At 72.5% G+C, this 18,626-nt stretch carries 15 protein-coding genes and 1 riboswitch; of the genes, 10 read left to right on the top strand and 5 right to left on the bottom strand.

Annotated features, from left to right (window positions below; all coding sequences use genetic code 11):
- Positions 1–7 precede the first annotated feature (7 nt).
- On the bottom strand, positions 8–4,513 hold the full coding sequence (locus ACFXB5_RS10415; RefSeq protein ID WP_385204992.1) for an HAD-IC family P-type ATPase: 4,506 nt from the start codon (positions 4,511–4,513) through the stop codon (positions 8–10).
- 78 nt (positions 4,514–4,591) lie between these two features.
- Positions 4,592–4,885, bottom strand: a complete 294-nt coding sequence (locus ACFXB5_RS10410; RefSeq protein ID WP_385204989.1) for a hypothetical protein — start codon at positions 4,883–4,885, stop codon at positions 4,592–4,594.
- Between ACFXB5_RS10410 and ACFXB5_RS10405 the strand changes: the two genes are divergently transcribed.
- From ACFXB5_RS10405 to ACFXB5_RS10380, 6 genes are all read left to right on the top strand, one after another.
- Positions 4,884–5,315, top strand: a complete 432-nt coding sequence (locus ACFXB5_RS10405; RefSeq protein ID WP_385204986.1) for a hypothetical protein — start codon at positions 4,884–4,886, stop codon at positions 5,313–5,315. The two genes, ACFXB5_RS10410 and ACFXB5_RS10405, sit on opposite strands and share 2 nt — an antisense overlap.
- 297 nt (positions 5,316–5,612) lie before the next feature.
- On the top strand, positions 5,613–6,233 hold the full coding sequence (locus ACFXB5_RS10400; protein WP_385204984.1) for a LuxR C-terminal-related transcriptional regulator: 621 nt from the start codon (positions 5,613–5,615) through the stop codon (positions 6,231–6,233).
- Between the two features lie 193 nt (positions 6,234–6,426).
- A complete protein-coding gene (locus tag ACFXB5_RS10395; protein ID WP_385204981.1) occupies positions 6,427–7,266 on the top strand; it encodes a hypothetical protein in 840 nt (279 codons plus the stop codon).
- Entirely contained in the window at positions 7,263–8,012 is a 750-nt protein-coding gene (gene cseB, locus ACFXB5_RS10390; RefSeq protein WP_385204978.1) for a two-component system response regulator CseB, read from the top strand. The genes ACFXB5_RS10395 and cseB overlap by 4 nt, the downstream gene beginning before the upstream one ends.
- 2 nt (positions 8,013–8,014) lie before the next feature.
- Positions 8,015–9,325 (top strand): sensor histidine kinase, encoded by a 1,311-nt coding sequence (locus ACFXB5_RS10385; protein WP_385204975.1) that lies wholly within the window; start codon positions 8,015–8,017, stop codon positions 9,323–9,325.
- Between the two features lie 138 nt (positions 9,326–9,463).
- Positions 9,464–11,359, top strand: coding sequence for a transglycosylase domain-containing protein (locus ACFXB5_RS10380; RefSeq protein WP_385204972.1), 1,896 nt, complete (start codon positions 9,464–9,466; stop codon positions 11,357–11,359).
- On the opposite strand, the gene ACFXB5_RS10375 is transcribed toward ACFXB5_RS10380, so the two are convergent.
- Both ACFXB5_RS10375 and ctaD read right to left on the bottom strand, forming a co-directional pair.
- Entirely contained in the window at positions 11,346–11,693 is a 348-nt protein-coding gene (locus ACFXB5_RS10375) for a hypothetical protein (protein WP_385205044.1), read from the bottom strand. The genes ACFXB5_RS10380 and ACFXB5_RS10375 overlap by 14 nt on opposite strands.
- 2 nt (positions 11,694–11,695) lie before the next feature.
- Positions 11,696–13,360, bottom strand: coding sequence for a cytochrome c oxidase subunit I (ctaD, locus tag ACFXB5_RS10370; RefSeq protein ID WP_385204969.1), 1,665 nt, complete (start codon positions 13,358–13,360; stop codon positions 11,696–11,698).
- Positions 13,361–13,464: 104 nt separating this feature from the next.
- Here ctaD and ACFXB5_RS10365 point away from each other — a divergent pair, with 104 nt between their 5' ends.
- Both ACFXB5_RS10365 and ACFXB5_RS10360 read left to right on the top strand, forming a co-directional pair.
- Positions 13,465–14,052: an RNA polymerase sigma factor gene (locus ACFXB5_RS10365; protein ID WP_385204967.1), complete on the top strand. Its 588-nt coding sequence runs from the start codon at positions 13,465–13,467 to the stop codon at positions 14,050–14,052.
- The gene (locus ACFXB5_RS10360) at positions 14,049–15,032 is read left to right on the top strand and encodes a CU044_5270 family protein (protein ID WP_385204964.1); all 984 of its coding nucleotides are present in this window, start codon (positions 14,049–14,051) and stop codon (positions 15,030–15,032) included. Before ACFXB5_RS10365 ends, ACFXB5_RS10360 begins: the two co-directional genes overlap by 4 nt.
- 90 nt (positions 15,033–15,122) lie before the next feature.
- On the opposite strand, the gene ACFXB5_RS10355 is transcribed toward ACFXB5_RS10360, so the two are convergent.
- A complete protein-coding gene (locus tag ACFXB5_RS10355) occupies positions 15,123–15,911 on the bottom strand; it encodes an Fpg/Nei family DNA glycosylase (protein WP_385204961.1) in 789 nt (262 codons plus the stop codon).
- A gap of 83 nt (positions 15,912–15,994) precedes the next feature.
- On the opposite strand from ACFXB5_RS10355, the gene ACFXB5_RS10350 reads away from it, so the two are divergent.
- Both ACFXB5_RS10350 and ACFXB5_RS10345 read left to right on the top strand, forming a co-directional pair.
- A complete protein-coding gene (locus ACFXB5_RS10350; protein WP_385204959.1) occupies positions 15,995–17,140 on the top strand; it encodes a PP2C family protein-serine/threonine phosphatase in 1,146 nt (381 codons plus the stop codon).
- 144 nt (positions 17,141–17,284) lie between these two features.
- Positions 17,285–17,431: riboswitch (SAM riboswitch) on the top strand.
- A 345-nt stretch (positions 17,432–17,776) separates the two neighbouring features.
- Positions 17,777–18,622: a glutathione S-transferase C-terminal domain-containing protein gene (locus ACFXB5_RS10345; protein ID WP_385204956.1), complete on the top strand. Its 846-nt coding sequence runs from the start codon at positions 17,777–17,779 to the stop codon at positions 18,620–18,622.
- Positions 18,623–18,626 lie beyond the last annotated feature (4 nt).

The raw sequence follows: 18,626 nt of genomic DNA, 5'->3' as shown, positions 1-18,626 counted from the left end.
TCGGTGCTCACCGCGGTGCGGCGGCCTCCGGCCGGTCCGCGGCGTCCGTGCGCTCCTCCGCCGCCGCCTCCTCGAGCGGTGTCCTGTCGAGGTGCAGCATCGGCGCGAGGATGGGGCCGAACAGGGTGGCCACGGTGATGGAGCCCAGGGTGATGGCCCAGGCGAACGGGCCGAGCGGGGTGCAGTCGAAGAACTGGCTGACGCCCGGGGTCTGGATGATGGCGGCGAGCACCGCGGCGGAGCCCAGGCCGGCGATCAGGACGTGCCGGTCCATGCCGCCCGTCGCCAGGGTCTGCGCCAGCTGGGTGCCCACCAGGGCGGCGAGCCCCACCGTACTGGCCCGGCGGCCCCGGCCGGTGACCCGGGCGGCGGTCCACGCCAGTCCGGCCCCGGCGGCCGTGATGACGCCCCGCAGCAGCATCTCCTTGGTGAGCGCCACGCCCAGCGAGCGGCTGGGACCCTCCTTGAGCAGCCGTTCGCCGGTGTGCCCGGTGGGCTCGCGCACCGCGATGGCGAGCGCGGGCGCGAGGTCGGTCAGCAGGTTGACCAGCATGATCTGACGCGCGCTCAGGGGCGTGGTGCCGGTCAGGGCGGAGGTCGCCACACTGAAGGTGACCTCGCCGAAGTTGCCGCCGATGAGGATGGCGAGGGCGGCCCGGACCGAGGCCCACATGGCGCGCCCCTCCATCAGGGCCGAGACGATGGTCTCCAGGCGGTCGTCGGTGACGACGAGGTCCGCCGCGGCGGTCGCGGCGGGGGTGCCGCGCCGGCCGAGGGCGATCCCGACGTCCGCCAGCCGGATCGCGGGGGCGTCGTTGGCGCCGTCGCCGGTCATGGCCACCACCCGGCCGAGGCGCTGATACGCCTGGACGATACGGACCTTGTGGTGCGGGCTGCACCGGGCGATCACGTCCACCGTGGGCAGCAGCTCGTCCAGCCGCTCGTCGTCCATCTCGTCCAGCTCCGGACCGGTGCTCACCTTGGGCTCGCGGACGTCCATGATGGTGGCCGCGATGGCGTCCGCGGTGGCGGGGTGGTCGCCGGTGAGCATCACGGTCTGCACCCCGGCCTCGCGCAGCCGCTCGGTGGCCGGGCCGGCGCTGGTGCGGACGGGGTCGGCGAGCGCGATGAAGCCGAGGAAGTCCAGGTCCCGCACGGTGGCGTCGGTAAGGTCCTCACCGTCCCGCATCGGGCGCTCGGCCACCGCCAGCACCCGCCGCCCCGCTCCGGCCAGCTCCTCGGCGGCGGCGGCCAGCTTCTTGATGTCCTCCGCGTCCAGTGGGGTGGCCCGTCCGGTGCCCGGTACGCGCCGCCGGACGACCCGCTCCAGGACGCCCTCGGGCGCTCCCTTGACGCTGAGCAGCGCGCCGTGCGGGGTGCGCCCGGCGGTGGCGTGGTAGGCGCGGGAGGGTTCGAAGGGCAGCGAGTCGGTACGGCGCCAGCGGGGCGCTCCGCGCCGCACCCCGACCCCGGCCCGGCGCGCCCCGACGCTCACCGCCCGGTCGGTCTGGTGCGCCATGGGCTCGGCCTGGCGGGCCGGCGGGGTCGCGCGCAGGGCGGCGGCGAGCACGGCCTTACGGGGCGCGTCCAGCCGGTCGGCGGGAAGCGGGCCGCCGCCGTCGCTGACGGCCGCGAGCTGGAGGGTGCCCTCGGTGAGGGTCCCGGTCTTGTCGAAGCACAGCACGTCGGCGCGGCCGAGCGCCTCGATGGTGCGCGGGTTGCGGACCAGGGCGCCGAGGTCGGCCAGCCGCCGGGCGGCGGCCAGCTGAGCGGCGTTGACCAGGAACGGAAGTCCTTCGGGGACGGACGCCACGGCGAGGTTGACGGCGGAGGCGAGGTTTTCGGTGGGCGGCAGGCCGTGCAGCAGCCCGGCGCCGGCGACCGCGGCGGCGGACCCGACCGCGATGGGCACGCTGGAGCGGGTGAGCGCGGTCAGCCGGGCCTCGACACCGGTGACGGGGGCGGCCTGGCGGGCGGTGGCCAGGCTGCGGCCGACCTCGGTGGCCGGTCCGGTGGCCACGACGACGGCCTCCGCCCGCCCGGCGGAGACCGTGGTGCCCTCGTAGAGCATCGACCGGCGCTGGGTGATGTGGGCGCCGACGACCGGCGCCGGGGACTTGTGCACGGGGAGGGACTCGCCGGTCAGCGAGGACTCGTCGACCTCAAGCCCTTCGGCCTCCAGCACCCGGCAGTCGGCGGGCACCACGTCCTCCGGGCCCAGCACGACGATGTCGCCGGGGACCAGGTCCCCGGCGGTCACCAGGCGTTCCGTACCGCCCCTGCGGACCCGGGCGCCGATCGCCGACCGGGCGAACAGCTCGGACAGCGCCCGCTCGGTCCTGACCCGCTGGAACCCGCCGACGAGCGCGGAGATGCCGGTGATGGCGGCCACCAGCGCGGCGTCGGTGCGCGAGCCCACGGCGGCGGCCAGGGCGGCCCCGGCGGCCAGGACCGGGGTGAGCGGGTTGGCGAGCTCCTCGATGAACGCGGCGGGCAGGGTGGTGCCGGTGGGCTCGCCCCGGCGCGGCCCCTGCGCGGTGCGGGATGCCGCCTCCTCCGGGGTCAGCCCGCCGGGCCGGGTCCGCAGCCGCTCCAGCACCCGGGGGACGGGCATCAGATACCAGGGGGTGGTGGTCACCGGCGGGTCCATGGGGCGGGCGAGGAGCTGGCGCGCCCGCCAGTTGCCCAGGGCGAAGGCCAGGGTCCCCGCGGTGGTGCCCGACGCCGCGCCGCGCGCGGTGGCCTGGTCCGGGGGCGCCTGGAGGGCGGCCACCGCGCCGATGGCGCTGCCGCCGGCGGACAGCAGGGCGCTCTCCCGGTCGACCCGCGCGGCCACGCCGACGGCGTCCACGATGAGCCCGGCCGACTCCAGGTCGGCACCCACGAGCAGATGGGCGCCCCAGGCCGGGGGCTCACCCTCGCGGTGCACCCCGATGCCGCAGTCGGCGGCCCCCAGGGCCCGGCGGTTTCCGGAGAGCAGCAGCACCACGGCGCCGTCGGCCTGGAGGGAGCGTACGGAGGCCACCAGGCGGCCGCCGGAGGGCGCGATCGCGTCGGCGAAGGTGATGTCCGTGGGGTGCGGCCGGTCGGTGGCCAGGACGATGCGGGCGCCCGCCCGCCGGGCGGCGGCCGCCACGGCCTCGGCGCCGGGCACGGTCTGCGCGGCGAGGCCCACCACCGCCTGAAGCTTGCTCCCCCGGGCCAGGCCGAGTATCCGCTCGCTGCCCCTGCGGCGGAGCCTCGCCGCGGCCTGCTGCCCGGTGCGCCCGGTCAGCTCCAGCCGGTCCAGGGGACCGAGCACCCATCCGTTGTCGCGGCGGGTCTCCAGGGGCTCATCGGAGTCGAAGAGGTCGAAGAGCCGCGCGGCCGTCCGCTCGGGGTCGGCGCCGCCGAGGAGTTCCAGGTCGATGGGCTCGTAGCGGTCGCCGCGCAGCGCCGCCTCGTCCAGCACCACGGTGTCGACCTGGCCCAGCCGCCGCAGCGAGCTGCGGTCCATGGCCAGGACGCCGCGCAGCGCCAGGAACCGGCCGAGGCTGGTCGCGAACCCCTCCCGGCCCGCCCCCGGCGCCTTGGGCACGGAGGAGAACCCGACGGCGAACCCGCGGCGCAGGCCGGCGAAGGGCCCGGTGAGGGCGCCGGCCACGGCTCCCGCGGCCATGGAGCGCTCCGCGAAGCGCTCCACGGCGTCCTTGGGGGGCGGTCCGGGCCGCTCGACCACGATGGGCTCGGCCACCACGTCCTGGGGACCGTGCACCAGGTGCGGCTCCATGGCGGCCCATGCCCGGCCCTCCGCCTCCGCCTCCCGCCACAGGGCCATCCGCTGGATGAGGTCGAGCGCGAGCCCCCCGCCCCGGGTGGCCACGCCCTGGGTCAGCGCGCTCAGCACCGGCAGCGTCGCCTCGGTCGGCCGGCCTCGGGTGACGGCCAGGGCGAGGCGCCGCAGGCGGGGGTGGTTCTGGATGACGGACATGGTGGCGGCCACCTCGGTGGGCAGCTTGCCCCAGGGGACCAGGCGCAGGGCGGTGGCCACGCTCAGCCCCACCACGTCCGCGGCCACGACGGTCAGCGACTGGGACTCCCTGGCACCGCCGGAGGGGTGGCGGGGCTCGGGGGCCCATTCGTCGAACTCCTCGGTGGGCGCGACGGGCTCCTGGACCTCCGCGCGCTCGATCCGGACGATCAGGTCCTGCTCGGACGGGGGAGGTTTGCCCACGGCCACCACGACCCGCTCGGAGGGCGCGTTCACCCGCGCCCACCGCACCCGCGGATGTTCCTCGAGCGCCCGCTCCACCCGGCGGGCCACCTGCTCGCCGCCGATGCCGTGCACCCCGCGGACCTCGATGTAGTACCGCCCCGGGTAGGACCAGATCCCGCGCTCGGAGGGCCGGACCAGCCGTCCGAAGGTTCCGGCCGCGTCCCGCACGCCCGCGGCCACACCGCTTTTGAGTGGCGCGAGCAGCAGCGAAGGCGGCAGGGGCAGGCGCAATGCTGACAGCGACGGCAGCGGTGACATCAAGGGACCTCCGCTCTCCGGGCGGCCCGCCCGGTTCATCACGATTACCCTGAAAAGGGAAGAAGATTCCATCCCTCATCACCGTGTGGATGTGAGACCAGTGACCACTCCCGCTACTTCACGCAAGCGCAGTTCCTCGACCGCCGCGAAGAAGACGGCATCACCGGCGCGCGGCGGCAAGTCGACGACGAAGTCCCAGACCACGTCGGCCGCCTCGAAGCCCTCGGCGGCCAAGAGGCCGACGAAGGCCACCAAGCCGTCGAAGACCACACAGCGGCAGCGGACGGCGAAGGCCGCCAAGGGCCCCATGGAGACATCGCGCAGCGACGGCAGGCGCAGCCTGACCGTCACGGTGCCCACGTTCAACGCCATGGGCCACGCCACGAAGGAGGGGTTCGACACCGTCGGCCACGCCACCAGGGAAACCCTCGACACCGTGGGCCACGCCACGAAGGAGACCTTCGGGACCGTCGGCCACGCCACCACCCGCGCGACCGGTGGTGCGGCGAAGGTCGCGATGAAGCCCATCGAGATGGCCCGCCGGGTGCTGCCCGCCAAGGGCGGACTCCCGCTGTACGTGGGGCTCGGCGCGCTCGGTGCCGTGGAGATCATCGAATGGCCGGTGGCCCTCGGTATCGGGGTCGGTTACGCGGTGCTGCGCAAGGGCGGCATCATGGCCGAGCCGTCCGAGCGGCGCGGCGAGGGCCGCGGCGAGGGTCGCACCGCGGGTCGCTCGAGTTCGAGGAGCGCCCGTTCCGGGAGCCGTTCACGAACGCGTAGATCCGCCAAGGCCGCGGCGTAACGTTTCGACCAGCGACTTCGCGCCGCATCGATTCCGTCTGCAAAGCGGTCAAAAAACGGGCACAACTCTGTTGGAAACGGGCACCCCACAGGCACTGTAGCGTTGGTATACACCAGGAAGCGGGCCTAACACCCGTCACTGAATTCCCCCTGGGGTCCGGCGCATTGCGTGGCCGCGATGCGCCGACCCTCCGTCACCTGGGGGTTCACCCGAGACGGACTGACCACTCCGTCACGAACCGACCGAAAGCGGTGACTCCTCTTGGCCCTCCCCCACAGCGCTCAGAGTGCCCCTCGAGTGCCCGGACAGGCAGTGTCCGCCGCCTCGCGGCACGCCACCGGAATGGCCACGCTCGCCCCCGACCTCCATGTGGTGGCCGGGGACGAGGACTTCTTCCGGCACTTCGGCGCCTCGTCCGCCGAGTTGTGCGGCCGCAGCCTGTTCGACCTGCTGCACCCCAGCACCCCCTCTGTCCTGCGGGAACACTTCTCGCGGCTGCACGACGGGCGGCGCACCCGCTTCACCGAGCGCGTCCTCGGCTACCACTCACGGGGCCAGGTGTTCTCGGGCAAGCTCACCGGCACGGCCATCCAGGGCCGGTCCGACCGACTCGCGGCCATCGTCGTGATGGTCAAACCTGATGACGAACGACCAGAGGAGGAAGCGACCCCCACCAGCCAGAAGCTGCTGTCGCCGCTGGAGGCCCGGATACTCGAGGGCGTGGCCACCGGCGCGTCGACCGTACAGATGGCCGCCAAGCTCTATCTCAGCAGACAGGGCGTCGAATACCACGTGGGATCCATGTTGCGGAAGATGAAGGCACCCAACCGGGCGGCCTTGGTCTCGCGCGCCTACGCGGCGGGCATGCTGACCGTCGGCACCTGGCCGGCCCGCGTTCGCCCGGAATTCATCAAGTGACGCACCTCATGTGACGTCGCGTCACACCGAACAGGCCCGGGGCGACACCGCCCCGGGCCTGCCGTCTTCGGCGGCCCGGCCGATACGTCATGACTCCCGCGGCCCGGCCGCTACCTCACGGGTCCCGCCGCCCGGCCGATACCTCACGGGTCCCGCGTGACACGCCTCCGTCGCTCAGTAGGCTGAGACGGCCATGCGTTCACTCCCCACCGGATCGCGCACCGCGCGACGACGCCCCCACCCCAGGCTGCCCCGCGGCCTCCTGCCCGCCGTGGTGACCGCCTGCGCCGCCGTGACCGCCGCGGGGTGCGCGACCCAGGCGGGAGTGCGGGACGACGGCTCGGCGCCCTCGCTCTCGGCACCGGCCAGCGCGGTTCCGCTGTGGCCCCAGTACACCCCCTCGGCCCTGCCCACACCCCGTCAGAAGAGCGACTTCGCCCGCTATCTGCCGGTGGACAAGGTCAAGGTGCCCTCGGGCGGACTGGCCGCCCTGTCCGCGAAGAACCTGCTGCTCCACGACCCCAATGTGCCGGCGGTGGTGCAGAAGGAGGTCTCGCTGTGCCCGGACGGCAGCCACTGCCCGCTGCGGGACACCGTCCACCGCGATCTGACCGGTGACGGCCGGGACGAACTGGTGGTGGCGGCCGATCTGCCGGCGTTCGAGCGGACGCTGCTTCAGGTCTACACCGCCTCGGGCCGCACGGTCCGCCCCGTGCTGATCCACTGGGGCCCGCCCGGGCTCACCGGCGAAACCTTCGGCCGCGATCTGCTGATCTCCGCGATCGGCGGGGACGGCCGGGTCACCACCCGCTTCCGCTGGAACGGCAACGTCATGGCGGCCGTGACGCCCGAGGACGGCACGGCCACCCGGACCCCCGTCCCGAAGGACGGCGCGGACATCCGGCCCCCGATCCCGGAGGACGGCGGGGCCGCCCCGACCGCCGCCCCCGGCGCCCAACCGGAGGCCGTGCCGAGCAGCACCGGCGCAGCGGCGGACACGGGTACCCGTACGAAGACGAGGACGACGCGATGACCACCGCCTTCACCCCGCCCGGCCCCGGCTCCCCGACCGAGGCGCATCTGCTGCTCGTCGAGGACGACGAGGTGATCCGCAATACGGTGCGGATGGCCCTGGAACGGTACGGCTTCACCGTGTCCACCGCGGGCGACGGCCTCACCGGGCTGGAGATCTTCCGGGAGAGACAGCCCGATCTGCTGCTGCTGGATGTGATGCTGCCCGAGTTGGACGGCATCGGACTGTGCCGCAGGGTCCGCGAGTTCAGCCTGGCGCCGATCCTGATGATGTCCGCGCGCGGTGACTCCCTGGACGTGGTCTCCGGTCTCGAGGCGGGCGCCGACGACTATGTGGTCAAGCCGTGCGAGAGCGCGGTCCTGGTGGCCCGTATCCGCTCGCTGCTGCGCCGCGCCTCCTTCACCCCCGTGGTCCGCGCCCCGCGCGGCGGGACTCCGGAGGCCGAGGACGCGGCCGGTCCCGACACCCTCGCCTTCGGCGATCTGACCATCGACACCCGCGGCATGGAGGTGCGCCGCGCGGGAGAGCCGCTGGCCCTCACCCCCACCGAACTGCGAATGCTGCTGGAGTTCGCCGGCTCGCCCGGTGTGGTGCTGGAGCGCCGTACGCTGCTCAGCCGGGTCTGGGACCACGCGTGGCAGGGCGACACCCGGGTGGTCGACCTCCATGTGCAGCGGCTGCGGGCCAAGATAGGCGCCGAACGGATCGAGACGGTCCGCGGCTTCGGCTACAAGCTGCGGCGCTGACGATGACGCTGAGATGGCGGATAGTCGCCCTGGTGGCGGCGGCGACCTGTGCCGCCGCGACCGCGGTGGGCGTCCTGGTGCACCAGGCCTCGCGCGACCGCGAACTCTCCCAGGCGCGCGTCGGGGCCAGGACCACGCTCGACCGCGCCGCGGCCATCTACGCCCGCACCGGCGCCATCCAGGGCTCCGGCGCGGTGCTGGACGCGCCCGGGCTCCCCGGGGATCTGCGGCGCCTGGTGGAAAAGGGCCATCAGGGCACCGAGTTCACCACCGGCCCGGACGGACCCGAGATGTGGGCGGCCCGGCCCGCCGATGACCAAGTCCTGTCCGTACGCCTCGACATGAGCACCACGATGCGTGACATCGGCGCGCTGGACACCAACATCATCCTGGCCGGACTGATGACCACGGCCGTGGTGCTGCCGCTGGGCATGCTGACCGCCGAGCGGATGAGCCGGCGGCTGCGGCTGGCGGCGGCCACCGCGCGGCGGATCGCGGCCGGGGACCTGGACGCCCGGATCTCCCCCGCCCCCCGCCCGCACGACGAGATCGCCGAGATCTCCGGGGCCGTGGACTCGATGGCCGCCGCGCTGCAGGAGCGGCTGCTCGACGAGCAGCGGTTCACCGCCGACGTGGCGCATGAGCTGCGCACTCCGCTGATGGGTCTGGTCACCGCCGCCGAGCTGCTCCCGCCGGGCGAGGCGGCCGGGTATGTGCGCGACCGGGTGCGGGTGCTGAGCACGCTGGTCGAGGAGCTGCTGGAGATCTCCCGGCTGGACGCGGGGGCGGAGGAGGCCGATCTGTCCCCCTGCCCCCTGGGGCCGGTGCTCGAGGAGGCCATCGCGGGCACCGGGCTGTCGGCGCGGCTGCGGACCGGCGGGGCGGAGGACACCGGGCAACAGGACCGCGAGGACATCGGGCGGCAGAACGTCGCGGACGGCCCGAAGGTGTGGACGGACCCCCGCAGGCTGACCCGTATCGTCACCAATCTCGTGGTCAACGCCCATCGCCACGGCCGCGAACCGGTCGAGGTGACGGTGGCGGCGGACGGCCGGACCGTGACGGTCCGCGACCATGGCACCGGCTTTCCGGACGATCTGCTGGAGAAGGGCCCGCAGCGGTTCCGCACCGGGGTCCGGGAGCGCGGCCGGGGCCATGGCCTCGGGCTGACCATCGCGGTCGGCCAGGCTCAAGTCATCGGCGCCACACTGGAGTTCGGCAACGCACCGGACGGCGGCGCGGTCGCCACGCTGCGTCTGCCCGAGCGCCCCGAGCAGCCCGAACGGCCGGAGCCCGGACCGATACACGGCTGATACATCGTCGAGCGGAAGTCGAGACCCGGCCGAGCCCCCGCCGAGACCGTCCGTTGCGGTTCCGAAGATCTTCACTGAGGAGGATGGCGCCGACCCGCGCGAAACCTCGCGGCCGGGATCGACGGAGGAGCAATCGGCATGGCAGGTCCCCTGACGGCACTACGCGTACGGTTCACACCGGACTCGGAGCAGACGCCACGGGACACCAGACCCCCGGGCCGGCGGCGCGGAACGAGAGGACGCGGCAAGCGGAAGCGGACCGGCTTCCGGCGGTTCTTCACCTGGCGGAAGCTGCTCGCCTATGTGGCCGCCCTGTGCGCCCTGCTGATCGGGGCGTTCACGGTGCTCTACTACTCGATCGACATCCCAAAGGCCAACGCCCAGGCGAAGGCGCAGAGCAACGTCTACAAGTTCAGCGACGGCACGATCCTCGCCCGCACCGGCGAGATCAACCGCGAGATGGTCACCCTCGACCGGGTGCCCACCGGTGTGCAGCACGCGTTCGTGGCGGCCGAGAACAAGTCCTTCTACAAGGACTCCGGCGTGGACCCGATGGGCATCCTGCGGGGGCTGGTCAACACCGCGACGGGCAAGGGCACTCAGGGCGGCTCGACCATCACCCAGCAGTACGTCAAGAACTACTACCTGAGCCAGGAGCAGACCGCCAGCCGCAAGATCAAGGAGCTGGTGATCTCGCTCAAGGTCGACCAGCGCAACTCCAAGGAGGACATCCTCGCGGGGTATGTGAACACCAGCTACTTCGGCCGCGTCGCCTACGGCGTCCAGGCCGCCGCCCGCGCGTACTACGACAAGGACGTGGACGACCTCTCCGTCGAGGAGGGCGCGTACCTCGCGGCGCTGGTGCAGGCCCCCAGTCAGTACGACTGGGCCGTCGCGAGCCCCAAGGCGAAGCGCCTGGTCACCCGGCGCTGGAACTACGTGCTGGACAACATGGTCGACATGCACTGGCTGGACCCCGCAGAGCGGAAGCGGATGCGCTTCCCCGAGCCGGTGGCCCCCGAGGCCGCCCCCGGTCTCGGCGGCCAGGCCGGGTATCTCGTGGACGCGGCCCGCAATGAGCTGATCGCCTCGGGCGTCAGCGAACAGGAGCTCGCCGCGGGCGGCTGGACCATCACCCTCAACGTCGATCCGGCCAAACAGCGGGTGCTGGAGAAGGCGATGCACCAGGGCCTCGACGGCTCCGCCAAGGGCAAGCGAGCCCGCGCGGACGCGGCCGCCACCCAGGGCGGCGCGGTCTCGGTGGACCCGAGGAACGGGCGGATCGTCGCGCTCTACGGCGGCCGGGACTACACCCAGCACTATCTGTCCAACGCGACCCGCGGCGACTACCAGGTGGGCCCCGTCTTCGAACCGGTCACCGCCGCCTCGTCCCTGGACGCCAAGATGCGGGACGGGGCCACCGCCGGCGGACTGCCGGAGGTCAAGCACACCGCCGGGGCCCTGGGCATGGACACCGACGGTGACGGCTTCGCCACCAAGGAGTCGGTCGGACTGGGGCTGATGGGCTCGAGCCCGCTGAGGATGGCCGGTGTCTACGCCTCGTTCGACCACCAGGGCAAGCGGGTCACCCCGAGCATCGTGAAGTCCGCCCGGCGCGGCGACGAGACGGCCGGGCCGCCGAAGGCGGTGGGCGACCAGGCGATCGCCCCCGCGGCCGCCCAGCTGATCACCCGGGATCTCATCGAGAACGGCGGAGCGACCGCGGTACGCGCCGTCAAACGGCCCTCGGCGGGCAAGGGCGGGGTCTCCGACGACAAGAGGGCCGCCTGGTACGTCGGTTACACCCCGGACCTGGTCACCGCGGTCGCCCTCTTCGGCGAGGACGCCAAGAAGCGGAAGCAGATCCCCTTGAAGAACGCCCGTGTCCAGCGGGTCGCCGACCTCTGGAGCCACTACACCGGCCAGGCGCTGGGCGACGCGCCCCCGGCCTGGTTCGACTTCGGCCCCGGGTCGGGGACGGTTCCGGTCCCGGCCGAGACGAGGCCTGCCAAGACGGGGCCTATCGCACGGTGAGGGTGGCGGCGAGGCCGCCGGCGAGGGCCGCGGCCCCGAGGAGGCAGGCCAGCAGCAGCCGGCGGCGCAGTGTGCGGTAGACCTCCTGGTACTCCGCCCGCAGCTCCTCGCAGCGCCGCACCACCGTGCGCAGGGTCCGCTCGGTGACGGCCAGCTGGTCCTGGATGTAGACCCGCTCGACCTCCGCCCGCGGGGCGGAGGTCAGCCAGTCGAGCCGGCCGGTGAGGCGGCGGGCCCGTTCCCGGGCCGCGTCCCGCTCGCCCTGCAGCAGCAGATAGCCCTCGATCTGGTTGATTCCGGCGGCGATACCGGGGGGCTCGGCGGCTCTGGCCATACTCACGCCACACTCTCCTTCTGGCCGACATCGGGATGGTGCAGATCGAACGCGGGGGATTCGGAGCGGATCTTCGGCAGGCTGACGAAGTTATGGCGCGGCGGCGGGCAGGAGGTCGCCCATTCCAGCGAACGTCCATAGCCCCAGGGATCGTCGGTGACGACCTTCTCGCCGTACTTGGCAGTCTTCCAGACGTTGTAGAGGAACGGCAGGAACGACAGGCCGAGGACGAAGGAGCTGATGGTCGAGATGGTGTTCAGGGTGGTGAAGCCGTCGGCCGCCAGGTAGTCCGGAATTCTGCGGAGCATTCCCTCGGCGCCAAGCCAGTGCTGCACCAGGAACGTGCCGTGGAAGCCGAGGAAGAGGGTCCAGAAGGTGATCTTTCCCAGCCGTTCGTCGAGCATCTTGCCGGTGAACTTGGGCCACCAGAAGTGGAATCCGGCGAACATGGCGAAGACCACGGTGCCGAAGATGACGTAGTGGAAGTGGGCCACCACGAAGTAGGTGTCCGAGACATGGAAGTCCATCGGCGGCGAGGCCAGGATCACACCGGTCAGACCGCCGAAGACGAAGGTGATGAGGAATCCGACCGCCCAGAGCATCGGGGTCTCGAAGCTCAGCGACCCCTTCCACATCGTGCCGATCCAGTTGAAGAACTTGATACCGGTCGGCACCGCGATCAGGAACGTCATGAAGGAGAAGAACGGCAGCAGCACGCCGCCGGTGACATACATGTGGTGCGCCCAGACGGTGACCGAAAGGCCCGCGATGGAAATCGTCGCCGCGATGAGCGAGACATAGCCGAACATCGGCTTCCGGGAGAACACCGGAATGACCTCGGAGATGATGCCGAAGAACGGCAGCGCGATGATATAGACCTCCGGATGGCCGAAGAACCAGAAGAGATGCTGCCAGAGCAGCGCCCCGCCATTGGCCGCGTCGAAGACATGCGCCCCGAATTGGCGGTCCGCCTCCAGGGCGAACAGCGCCGCCGCGAGCACCGGAAAGGCCAGCAGCACCAGCACACCGGTCAGCAGCACATTCCAGGTGAAGATGGGCATGCGGAACATCGTCATGCCCGGGGCGCGCATGCAGATGATCGTGGTGATGAAGTTGACCGAGCCGAGGATGGTGCCGAACCCGGAGAGGGCAAGACCCATGATCCACATGTCCGCGCCGACACCCGGTGAGCGCACCGCGTCCGACAGCGGGGAGTAGGCGAACCAGCCGAAGTCGGCCGCGCCCTGCGGGGTCAGGAACCCGCCCACCGCGATCAGCGAACCGAAGAGATACAGCCAGTACGCCAGCATGTTCAGCCGCGGGAACGCCACATCGGGCGCGCCGATCTGCAGCGGCATGATCCAGTTGGCGAACCCCGCGAACAGCGGGGTGGCGAACATCAGCAGCATGATCGTGCCATGCATGGTGAACGCCTGGTTGAACTGCTCGTTCGACATGATCTGCGTACCCGGACGGGCCAGTTCGGCGCGCATCAGCAGCGCCATCACCCCGCCGATGCAGAAGAAGGCGAACGAGGTGATCAGGTAGAGCGTGCCGATCGTCTTGTGATCGGTGGTGGTCAGCCATTTCACGGCCGTGGCCCCCGGCCCGGGGCGGCGCGACGGCGGGGCGGCCGGCGCCGCCGCGACAACGGTGTTGTTCCTCATGACCGCTAGGTGTCCGGCCCCCCGTGGATCATCACTCCGACGGCCGGTCAGGATTGCCCGCCGCCAGGTGTGATGATCTGCGATGTGCCGGACACCTTCGGATCATGAGCACCGACGACGCCTTCGACGCCGCCTACCGTGAGCATTACTGGGCGGTCAGCCGCTTTGTGGCACGGCGGCTGGACGACCAGGCATGGGACGTCGAGGAAGTGGTCGCCGAGGTCTTCGCGGTGGCCTGGCGGCGCCGGGCCGAACTGCCCGAGTCACCGCTGCCGTGGCTGTACGGGGTGGCCCGGCACTGTCTGGCCAACACCGTGCGCGGCAAGGGCCGTTACCGCCGACTGCTGCTCAAACTGGGCCACCACGAGGTGACGCGCGGCGGGCGCACCGTGGCGAGTCCGGACGCGGAGCGACCGGGCTCCTGGGTACTGGAGGCGCTCTCCCGGCTCGCCGAGGCCGACCAGGAGGTGCTGCGGCTGACGGCGTGGGAGGAGCTGACCGTCGAGGAGCTCGGCACCGTGCTGGGGTGCGGCCGGTCCGCCGCCGCGATGCGGCTGCACCGGGCGCGGCGGCGGCTGCGGGAGCAGATAGAGACCCTGCGCCGGGACGACCGGATTTCGCTGGGGTGCACGAGCGGCAAGGGCGACAGGGCCCAGAGGGCTGACAGGGCCGACAAGGATGGACACGCATGACCGACGAACTGGATCTGCTCCGCGAGGCCAACCCCGTGTCCGCCGACACCGGCCCCTGGCGGGACCGGCCGCTGGACGCGCGGGCCGAGCTGCTGCTGCGGCGGCTGCCGTCCCGGGACCGGCGGCGCCGCACCGTACGGCGGCGCGCGGTCTGGAGCCTGGGGGCCGCGGCGGCCGCGACGGTCGTCGCCCTGGCGCTGACCGTCTCGGGCACCGGCTCCTCCCCCGCCGTGGCCGCGCCCAGGCCACTGCCGCTGGTGGCGCATGCCTCCCGGGCGGACGTATCCCTCGCCGAGATCGTCCGGCGGGCGCGGGTGGCGGCCGAGGCGTCCCCGGGGAAGAGCGAACGGGGCAGCCATTTCCAGAGCTGGGCGCTGAGCATGAAGTCGGGCGAGGACGCGGTGACGCTGCCCCGGGAGTCGCTGACCCGCTGGAACGCGGACGGCAGCGGTTCCACGCTGGAGGTGGCCACCGATCCGCGCCATCCGGGCCGCCCGGTGATCGAGGACGGTCCCCCGCCGCGTACGGTCCACGACGGCAAGGTGCTGAGCGAGGAGCACTATCCACCCGGTATCGACGGCGCCAACCAGAGCTACTTCGAGGACCCCCCAGCCGGTGCCTCCGCGCTGCGCGAGTATCTCGCCGTCTGGTCCCCGGGCGCGGACCGCGACCCGGCGGAGCTGCTCTCGGCCATCGGGTCCTTCCGCACGGTGTGGACCCCGGGACCGCGCCAGAGGGCGGACATCGTCGCCCTGCTCTCCGGACTCGAGGGGCTTCGCCCGGCGGGTAGAGTCACCGACCGGCTCGGCCGGGAGGGACAGGGATTCCGGTTCACCGGCACCCCCGGGAGCCGTTACCTGATCGTCCTCGACCCGGACGACGGCAAGGTGCTGGACATCGAGGAGACGTTCACCCGGGACGATCCCGAGTACCGGGTGAAGGCGGGCGATGTGATGTCCTACACGGCCTACATCTCCTGACCACCGGCCACGTCGGGAGAGGCGGGCGGGACGCGGGTGGCGCGGTCGAGGCACTGGGGCGCTGTCGAGGTACGGGGGCCCGGTCGGCCGTCAGGCGTCCTCCCGCTGGCAGTGGGGGCACCACAGGCTGGTCCGCCCCGCGATCCGGCCGCGGCGCAGCGGATCGCCGCAGCGGGGGCAGTGCGGATCCGGGTCGTCACGCCGCCCGGTGAGCCAGTCCGGGTCGTCCGGCACCCGCCCCGCCCGCACCGAGGCGCGCAGCACTTGGCGCAGCGCGCTGTGGAGGCGATCGCGTTCGCCGTCGGTCAGCGCGTTCACCGGCCGCCGCGGATGGATCCGGGAGTGCCACAGGATCTCGTCGCCGAGCAGATTGCCGAGTCCGGCGATCACGGCCTGGTCGGTCAGGGTGGCCTTGACGCGTCCGCGCCGCCCCTCCAGCAGCCGGTCCAGATCGGCCCGGCCCAGCGAGAGCGCGTCCGGGCCCTGATCGCCGATGATCCGGTCGATGTCGTCGTCGGTGGCGGCGAGCCAGATGCCCTGGAGTTTGCGCTGGTCCTCGTAGCCGAGGCGGTGACCGTCGTCGAGGTCGAAGGCGACGCGCTGGAACCGGCCCGCCGGTTCGGAGTCCGCCCCGCAGACCAGCCGCCCGGTCATGCCGAAGTGAAGCACGACCGTGGGCCCGTCGGTGGGGGCGATCAGCCACTTGCCGTGGCGGCGCGGTGCCGCGAAGCGGCGGCCCTTGAGGTCGCGCTTCAGCCGCTGCGCGGTCACCCCGTGCAGCACCCCCGGATCGGCCACCTCCGCCCGCTCGACGCGGTGGCCCTGCGCGCAGGAGGCCAGCGTCCGCCGGAACCCCTCGACGTCCGGAAGCTCGGGCATAGCGTCAGGCTACGCCCGGGGCCTCCGTCGCGTTGTGGAAAACACCCCCATTCGAGGTTCTTCATCGGATAAAGTACCGAATTATGCGATTCAAGCGTGCCGCCCCAGGGGTGAGCGGTCGCAGCCAGACGTTGTTCGCGATCACTCGGTGTCTGCCGTTCCTGGTCCTCGCGGCGGTACTCGGCATCGAGCTCTCCCCCGCGCACACCCTCTACACCGGCCCCCTGCTCTCCCCGGCTCCGGCGCTGGCGGCGGTGACCATGGGGCCGGTCGGCACCGCCGGGGTGGCGGTGCTGGCGGGCGTGGTCAGCGCGATCACCGCCATCCACAACGACGCCTGGGGCACCCCGCAGCTGTACACGAATCTGCTGGCCCTGCTGGTAGTGGCGGTGGCGAGCGTGGTGACCAGCGCGGTGCGGGTGCGCCGGGACCGCGAGCTGGCCCATATCCGCCGGATCGCCGAGGTGTCCCAGAACGTGGTGCTGCGGCCGCTGCCCGCCCGGATGGGCGTGGTGAACACCGCCAGCGTCTATCTGGCGGCCGAGCGCGGTGCGCAGATCGGCGGGGACCTCTACGAGGCGATGTGCACCCGCTACGGAGTGCGGCTGATCGTCGGCGATGTGCGGGGAAAGGGGCTGGCCGCGGTGCGGTCCGCCGCGGCCGTCGTGGGTGCCTTCCGGGAGGCGGTGCACTACGAGCAGGACCTCGCCGAGGTGATGCACCGCTGTGCGGCCGCGCTGGCGCGCGAGTACGAGCTGCTGGACCGCTCCCAGCTACAGGACCCGCAGGAGCTCGAGGAGCAGTTCGTCACCGTGCTCCTCGCCCAGGTGACGGACGATTCGCTGGTCCAGCTGATCAACCGCGGCCATCCGCCGCCCCTGGTGATGCGCGAGCGCGAGGTGCGCTCCCTGGACCCGGCGCGCCCGCTGCCGCCGCTCGGCCTCGAGGAGTTCCTCGGCCCTTCCGCGATAGGCGTCGAGACCTTTCCGTTCCGGTCCGGTGACCGGCTGTTGCTGCACACCGACGGGGTGCTCGAGGCCCGCAACAACGACAACGAGTTCTTTCCGCTGCACCGGACCATGGAGGCGCTGGACGGCGCCACCCCGTCCGAGTACCTGGACGGGCTGCGCCACGCCCTGGTCCGGCACGCCGAGGGACGGCTGGCGGACGACGCGGCCATGGTCCTCATCGAGCGGGACACCGGCGGCCCGGACCGGCAGTTCCGCTGAGCCGGTCGCGCCATCTCCGAGCCGATCGCGCCATCTCCGAGCCGATCGCGCCAGGGCGCCGTGCATCCGCCGTACCGTCGGCCGGTGTTGGCCACTCCGGCATGGGTTGACGCCCTCGCGGAGCGCGACGACACTGTCAGGGACGGTCACGATTGTCAGCGCCCACCGTGCGGAACCCCCGCTCAGGTGGGTCATCGGCCCCGGCTCGTTGACAGGCAACCCTTCTCCCGCGACGGGGTGCCCCCGGGTGACGACCAGGTTCCGTCGGCGTGGACGGGACAAGCGCGGTCTCGCTGCCTCGCGAGCCCCCGATGATGGGATCGGTGGAGATGTCCAGGACCGACAGCCACGGGGACGGCGCCCGTCGGCGTCCCCGGCCGTTGTCCCCGCTCCGCCGGCTCCGCCTCCTGACCAGGCGGCTGCACATCGATCTGCTGCGCATCTGCAGCGCCTCCAGTCCAGCTCTCTGAGTCGGCGCGAGTCGACACGGTCACCGAGCGCGGTCCCGCGCGCCGGGGGTCGGGTGTGTCCCGGCACCGTCCCGGCGGGTGCCCCACGCGGGCTTCCCTTCCGTCGTGCCATCGGCGCCGCCCGGACCGGCGGTGGCCGGGGCTTCCGTCACTGCCTTGGAGAGCCATGTCCGAGACGTTTCCGGTCAGTTCAGGTCCTGCCGCTCTTCTCGACCCCGACCCCTGCTCGCCCCGCCCCCGGATCGCCCCGCCCGCGCCACCGCACCGCTTCCGCAGCCGCATCGGCGTCGACCTCGCCGGTGGCTTCTACCCGGTGCCGCATCGCTACCGGCTCTACCTCTCCGCGAGCTGTCCGCTCTCACTGCGCGTCTCCATCACCCTCGATCTGCTCGGGCTGCGGGACACCGTGGCCACCACCCTCGTCGGGCTCCCGGACGACACCCCCGAGGCGTACGCCGCACTGCGCGGGGCCTACGAGGCCACCTGGCACCGCTACAGCGGACCGGTGGACGCGCCCGCGCTGTGCGACCGCTGGACCGGACGTGTCGTCAGCAATCACACGCCCGACATCCTGCGCGACCTCGCCGGCCATCTGAGCGACGACAGCGGGACCGGACGCCCCCGGCTGCGCCCGGCGGCCCTCGCCACGGACATCGACGCCCTCCGGGACCTCCTCGACGCGGACATCACCCACGCCGCCCGGCAGGCCGGGACGGCAGCCGAGGCGGAGTGCCGGGACGCGGCGCTGGAGCGGCTGCTGACCGCCCTCGACCGGCTCGACCGCGGGCTGACGGCCGCGCCGTACGCCCTGGGCGAGGAGCTGACCGCCGCCGATGTGGACCTGTGGGTGGCCCTGGTCCAGCTGGACACCGAGCACCGGCTCCGCCTGGACACCGACGCGGCCGACCGGGTCTCCCGCCATGGGCAGCTGCGCGCCTATGTGCGACGGCTGCACGCCCACCCGGCCTTCCACACCACGCTTCCGGAGGCCCTCCAGGACGAGGTGTCCTGAGAGG

The sequence above is a fragment of the Streptomyces sp. NPDC059455 genome, from assembly GCF_042750115.1.
GTDB classification, from domain to species: Bacteria; Actinomycetota; Actinomycetes; order Streptomycetales; family Streptomycetaceae; genus Streptomyces; species Streptomyces endocoffeicus.
This window is presented reverse-complemented; position numbering and strand designations above follow the sequence as displayed.